The 4,802-nt window shown below is 64.6% G+C and carries 8 protein-coding genes; 4 read left to right on the top strand and 4 right to left on the bottom strand.

The features are described from left to right. Positions 1-195, bottom strand: a 195-nt coding sequence (locus tag JHD07_RS13465) for a hypothetical protein (RefSeq protein WP_291622853.1), incomplete at its 3' end; no start/stop codon positions are given. A gap of 66 nt (positions 196-261) precedes the next feature. Between JHD07_RS13465 and JHD07_RS13460 the strand changes: the two genes are divergently transcribed. Both JHD07_RS13460 and JHD07_RS13455 read left to right on the top strand, forming a co-directional pair. Further along, the gene (locus JHD07_RS13460; RefSeq protein WP_024340606.1) at positions 262-681 is read left to right on the top strand and encodes a thioesterase family protein; all 420 of its coding nucleotides are present in this window, start codon (positions 262-264) and stop codon (positions 679-681) included. A gap of 78 nt (positions 682-759) precedes the next feature. Continuing rightward, positions 760-1,911, top strand: coding sequence for an ABC transporter substrate-binding protein (locus tag JHD07_RS13455; protein ID WP_291622847.1), 1,152 nt, complete (start codon positions 760-762; stop codon positions 1,909-1,911). A 260-nt stretch (positions 1,912-2,171) separates the two neighbouring features. Here the strand turns inward: JHD07_RS13455 and JHD07_RS13450 are convergent, their stop codons facing one another. Continuing rightward, positions 2,172-2,900 (bottom strand): glutathione S-transferase family protein, encoded by a 729-nt coding sequence (locus JHD07_RS13450; protein WP_291622845.1) that lies wholly within the window; start codon positions 2,898-2,900, stop codon positions 2,172-2,174. A gap of 37 nt (positions 2,901-2,937) precedes the next feature. Then, positions 2,938-3,198: a hypothetical protein gene (locus tag JHD07_RS13445; protein WP_291622842.1), complete on the bottom strand. Its 261-nt coding sequence runs from the start codon at positions 3,196-3,198 to the stop codon at positions 2,938-2,940. Positions 3,199-3,325: 127 nt separating this feature from the next. Here JHD07_RS13445 and JHD07_RS13440 point away from each other — a divergent pair, with 127 nt between their 5' ends. After that, on the top strand, positions 3,326-4,024 hold the full coding sequence (locus JHD07_RS13440; protein ID WP_291622840.1) for a YafY family protein: 699 nt from the start codon (positions 3,326-3,328) through the stop codon (positions 4,022-4,024). Position 4,025: 1 nt separating this feature from the next. After that, a complete protein-coding gene (locus JHD07_RS13435) occupies positions 4,026-4,343 on the top strand; it encodes a YkgJ family cysteine cluster protein (RefSeq protein ID WP_291622838.1) in 318 nt (105 codons plus the stop codon). Here JHD07_RS13435 and JHD07_RS13430 read toward each other — a convergent pair. Then, complete coding sequence (locus tag JHD07_RS13430) at positions 4,340-4,738, bottom strand: hypothetical protein (protein ID WP_291622836.1); 399 nt, start codon at positions 4,736-4,738, stop codon at positions 4,340-4,342. The two genes, JHD07_RS13435 and JHD07_RS13430, sit on opposite strands and share 4 nt — an antisense overlap. Positions 4,739-4,802: the final 64 nt, after the last annotated feature.

Raw genomic sequence — 4,802 nt, 5'->3', positions numbered from 1 at the left:
CTGAACGGCGAAGTGGTGCGCCTCGACGGCTCGCTGCGCATGGCGCCGAAGTAAATTGATGAGCGGGATTGCACCAGCGACCTCGACCTTACCTCTCCCATTGGAAGAGGTCGGCGCGAAGCGCCGGGTGAGGGCCCCTGCCCTTTCGAGAGACCGTATTTCCTCACCCGAATTGCTCTTGACGATGCTGCGCATCGCAAGGCGCAATTCGACCTCTCCCTTCGGGAGAGGTGTGGCGCAGCGCCAGTGGATGAATAAGTCATGTTCGTGAACCGGCGCGAGGTTCAGATCCAGTGGGGCGATTGCGACCCCGCCAACATCGTCTACTACCCGCGCTATTTCGCGATGTTCGACGATTCGACCTCGACCCTGTTCGAGGTTGCCGGTTTCTCCAAGCAGGATTTGGTCCGCAAATACGGCCTGGTGGGCATTCCCATGGTCGACACGCGGGCCAAGTTCTACATCCCCTCGACCTATGGCGACTGGATCACCATCGAAACCAGGATCGAGAGCATCAAGCGCTCGAGTTTCGAGGTGAAGCACAACGTCTACAAGGGCGAGGCGCTGGCGATCGAAGGGTTCGAGACCCGCGTCCTGGTCGGCCGCGATCCCGTTAACCCAGACAAATTGAAATCGGCACCATTCCCGGCGGAAATGGTAGCCAAATTCACGGGAAGCTAAATCGCCGCATCACCAAAAGAGGGGGCTGAATTACCCCCCGATTTCTGCTTTCAAGGAAACACGTCAAGGGAGGAATAGATGAAACGCTTTTATTTGACCGCCGCCATCACCGCGGCGACGCTTGCCCTGCCGGCGGTGCCCGCATTGGCCCAGACCGCCGAAGTCACTATCGGCATCACCACCACCACGACCGGCCCCGGCGCGGCGCTCGGCATCCCCGAACGCAACGCGCTGGAATTCGTGCCGAAGGAGATCGGCGGCGTGCCGCTGAAGGTGATCGTGCTCGACGACGGCGGCGATCCCACCACCGCCACCACCAACGCCCGCCGCTTCGTCACCGAATCCAAGGCCGACATCATCATGGGCTCGGCGCTGACACCTCCGACGATCGCGGTCTCGAACGTCGCCAACGAAGCCGGCATCCCGCATTTCGGCCTCGCGCCGTTCCCGATCACGCCGGAGCGCATGAAGTGGTCGGTGGCGATGCCGCAGCCGATCCCGATCGTCGGCAAGGTGCTGTACGATCACATGAAGTCCAAGGGCGTGAAGACGCTCGGCTATATCGGCTATTCCGACTCCTATGGCGACCTCTGGTTCAACGACCTCAAGGCCCAGGCGGTGCCGATGGGCATGACCATCGTCGACGAGGAGCGCTTTGCCCGTCCCGACACCTCGGTGACAGGTCAGGTGCTGAAGCTCGTTGCCGCCAATCCCGACGCCATCCTGGTCGGCGCCTCCGGCACCGCGGCCGCGCTGCCGCAGACCGAGCTGCGCGAGCGTGGCTACAAGGGACTGATCTACCAGACCCACGGCGCGGCGAGCATGGACTTCATCCGCATCGCCGGCAAAGCGGCGGAAGGCGTGTTGATGGCGTCCGGTCCGGTCATGGCCCCCGAGGAACAGCCGGATAGCGCGCTGACCAAGAAGCCGGGCCTCGCGCTCAACTCGGCCTACGAGGCCAAGTACGGGCCGAACAGCCGCAGCCAGTTCGCCGGCCATTCCTATGATGCGTTCGAAATCCTCAAGCGCGTCATTCCGGCGGCGTTGAAGACGGCCAAGCCCGGCACGCCCGAATTCCGCGAGGCCATCCGCCAGGCGCTGCTGACGGAAAAGGAGCTGGCCGCAAGCCAGGGCGTCTACAATTTCACCGAGAAGGACCGCTACGGCCTCGACGATCGCTCGCGCATCCTGCTCACGGTGAAGGATGGCAAGTACACGTTGGTGAAGTAGACACAGCGAGATTTGAGACGACGAGAGCCGGCCCATGGGCCGGCTCTTTTTCTTTGGCTGTGAGAACGTGCGACGGCTCCGCGGTCGCTGTGCCCCCTCTCCCGCGTGCGGGAGTGGGTTGGGGAGAGGGTGCCTCCGCGTTGGGACCGTCCGAGGCCTGCAGAGACAATCCCCCAGAGGGGAAAGCCCCCACCCGGCGCTCTGCGCCGACCTCCCCCGCAAGCGGGAGAGGTTACACCGAGTCTGCCGATGCACCGGGGCTACGCTGCCTGCCGCAGCGGGGTCCAGGCGAACTCGGGATAGTAGTCGTCCATCATGCGGTCGACATAGGCGGTGAGGTTTGGAAATCCCTCGGCGCGTTCGCGCAAGGCCGATTCGAAGAAGGGCGAGAGAACGCCGGCGAGCATGCCGAAAGCCGTAGCGTCGACGCCGCAGGGCTTGCTGCCCATCAGATATGCCTTGTCGCCGAGCTGCACCGAGAGCGCGAACAGCGAGCGCACCGCGAGATCGACGTCGTCATCCGGCGCATGGCGGCCGAGGCCGGAGAGGAGATAGTTCTCGGCGACGCGGAACTGCGCATCCTCGCGCAGCTTCTCGCGATTGTGCTCCGGCGCGCCGTCGAAGAAATGCGCTGGGCCCTTGGCGAAATTGACCGGATCGACCCAGCGCGCGCCGACCAAGGCCCAATAGACGTGATGCTCGATCATGCGCTCGAACGCCCAGGCTTGCGCGCGCTCCTGCAACGAGAGCCCGGCATCGAAATCGAAGCCGTAGCGGCGCTCGATATGGGCGCGGATGAAGGTGGAATCGGCCACCGCCTCGCCGCCGTCGTCGATGAAGGGCAGCTGCCCCTTGGGGGAGGCCGGCGGCATCGCCCGCTCCTTCCGGTAAGGCAGCCCCGCCATCTTGAGCTGTACCTCGGTCTTGGTGACGAAGGGGCTGATCTCCGGCAGGCCGAAGCCGGCGCCGAAGCCGTAAAGCGTGATCATGCGAGCTCTCCTGAACCTGTCGAACGCGTGACGGAACCTAGCGACGGGCTGCTGCCACCATGGTGGCAGCAGCCGTGATATCTTCTGCGAAGCGCGCGCCTTGCCAGGCACGGCCCATCACGTGGCGGACCAGCGCATCCGCGGCACGGACGAGCGGGCTTGCCACGGCGCCCGTGAAGGCAAACCGGAGGTCGACGGCCATGAGATCGAGCGAAACGAGGCGGCCGAACGCCGACACGGACCACCCCTGCGCTTGCGACAACGGAACGGCCGGGCCGAAATGGGTTGGAATGATCATGGACAAATCCTCTTCAGTCGATGTGTTGTCCCGGTATAGAACTCCCCTGCTGCCAACATCCTGTCAGCAGCCACGCGCCGCCTTCTGAAAACACCGCCGAGACAAAAGCAGCGACAAGAGACCCGTCATGAGACGCGCCGACCGGCTGTTTCAAATCATCCAGGTGCTGAGACGCACGCGTAAGCCGCTGACGGCTGACGCGATCGCGGCCGAGCTCGAGACGTCGAAGCGCACCATCTATCGCGACATCGCAACCCTGATCGGCCAACGCGTGCCGATTCGCGGCGAAGCCGGCATGGGCTACATCCTGGAAAAGGGTTTCGACCTGCCGCCCTTGATGCTGACGCCCGACGAGATCGAGGCCGCGGTGCTGGGCGCGCAATGGGTCGCAGGCCACGCCGATTCCGCGCTGGCGCGCGCGGCCGAAGATCTGATGGCCAAGATCGCCGACACCGTGCCTGAGCGCCTGCGGCCCTTCGTGCTGGAGCCGGCGAGCCGGGCGCGGCCGAGCTCGAACCAGGAGCCGGACCGCCTGGACATGGCGCGCACCCGCACCCAGATTCACGAAGGCAAGAAGATCATGCTCCGCTATCGCGACGAGCAGGGCCGCCCGAGCGAGCGCATGATCTGGCCGATCTCGGTCGGCTACCTCGAAGCGGTGCGGCTGCTGGCGGCCTGGTGCGAGCTGCGCGGCGACTTCCGCAGCTTCCGCACCGACCGCGTGGTCGAGGCGAGCTACCTTGACGAGAAATATCCTGAAAGGCGCGACGTGCTGCGCGCCAGATGGCGGCAGAGTCTGGTCTGGGGTCCGCCCAAGGACACGTGAGATGAAGGAAGAGATCGACCCGTCGAGCTGTTGCCAGGGTTGCGGCGCCTGCTGCGGCTATTCGGAGAACTGGCCGCGTTTCTCGATCGAGAGCGACGAGGAGCTTGCGGCGATCCCGGAAGGGCTGGTCAACGCGCGCCAATCGGGCATGCGCTGCGAGGGTGATCGCTGCGCGGCGTTGCAGGGAGAGATCGGAAAGAGCACGGCCTGTGGCATCTATGAGGTGCGGCCGGAAGTGTGCCGGACCTGCATGCCGGGCGACGCCGAATGCGCAATGGCGCGGCGGAAGTTCGGCTTGCCGGTGATAGAGGCCGCTTAGGCGGGCACCGCTTCGCCGATCTCGTCGTCGAGCTCGTCATCGAGTGGTGCGAGCACCGAGAGCGGCTTGGTCGACAGCGTGATCGGCTTGCGCCCGCCCGACAGCGACGGTGAGGATTTCGTCGCGCGTTCGCGCGACAGCGCATAGAGCGTCGAGCCGACGCGGCCGCCGTTCTCGATCAGGTCGCGCTCGCTGCAGCTTTCCGCGATCGCGACAGCCAGCGAATGCAAATGGCTGCGGCGATAGCAGAACAGCGCCAGCCTGGCGCGCACGTCAGGGGAAACACTCTCAACCAGCCTCGGCAGGCCACTCTCGCTGGCGCGATACATCTCGCCAAGGAGTTCGTCGCGGACCGGGCAGAAATCGCTTTCAAAGGTGTCGCGGCTTGAAAACATTGCAGTCTCCCTCGTGTCCGGAAGATGCAGTGCAATTCTCTAATGAAAGGTTAACCACGCCGGG

Origin of the sequence: Bradyrhizobium sp. (assembly GCF_016462955.1) — a bacterium.
Classification (GTDB): domain Bacteria; phylum Pseudomonadota; class Alphaproteobacteria; order Rhizobiales; family Xanthobacteraceae; genus Bradyrhizobium.
This window is presented reverse-complemented; position numbering and strand designations above follow the sequence as displayed.

Coding starts and splice junctions, on each gene's coding strand:
- JHD07_RS13430 (WP_291622836.1), bottom strand. CDS start 4,738: ATGTTTTCAAGCCGCGACACCTTTGAAAGCGATTTCTGCCCGGTCCGC.
- JHD07_RS13440 (WP_291622840.1), top strand. CDS start 3,326: ATGAGACGCGCCGACCGGCTGTTTCAAATCATCCAGGTGCTGAGACGC.
- JHD07_RS13435 (WP_291622838.1), top strand. CDS start 4,026: ATGAAGGAAGAGATCGACCCGTCGAGCTGTTGCCAGGGTTGCGGCGCC.
- JHD07_RS13455 (WP_291622847.1), top strand. CDS start 760: ATGAAACGCTTTTATTTGACCGCCGCCATCACCGCGGCGACGCTTGCC.
- JHD07_RS13460 (WP_024340606.1), top strand. CDS start 262: ATGTTCGTGAACCGGCGCGAGGTTCAGATCCAGTGGGGCGATTGCGAC.
- JHD07_RS13450 (WP_291622845.1), bottom strand. CDS start 2,900: ATGATCACGCTTTACGGCTTCGGCGCCGGCTTCGGCCTGCCGGAGATC.
- JHD07_RS13445 (WP_291622842.1), bottom strand. CDS start 3,198: ATGATCATTCCAACCCATTTCGGCCCGGCCGTTCCGTTGTCGCAAGCG.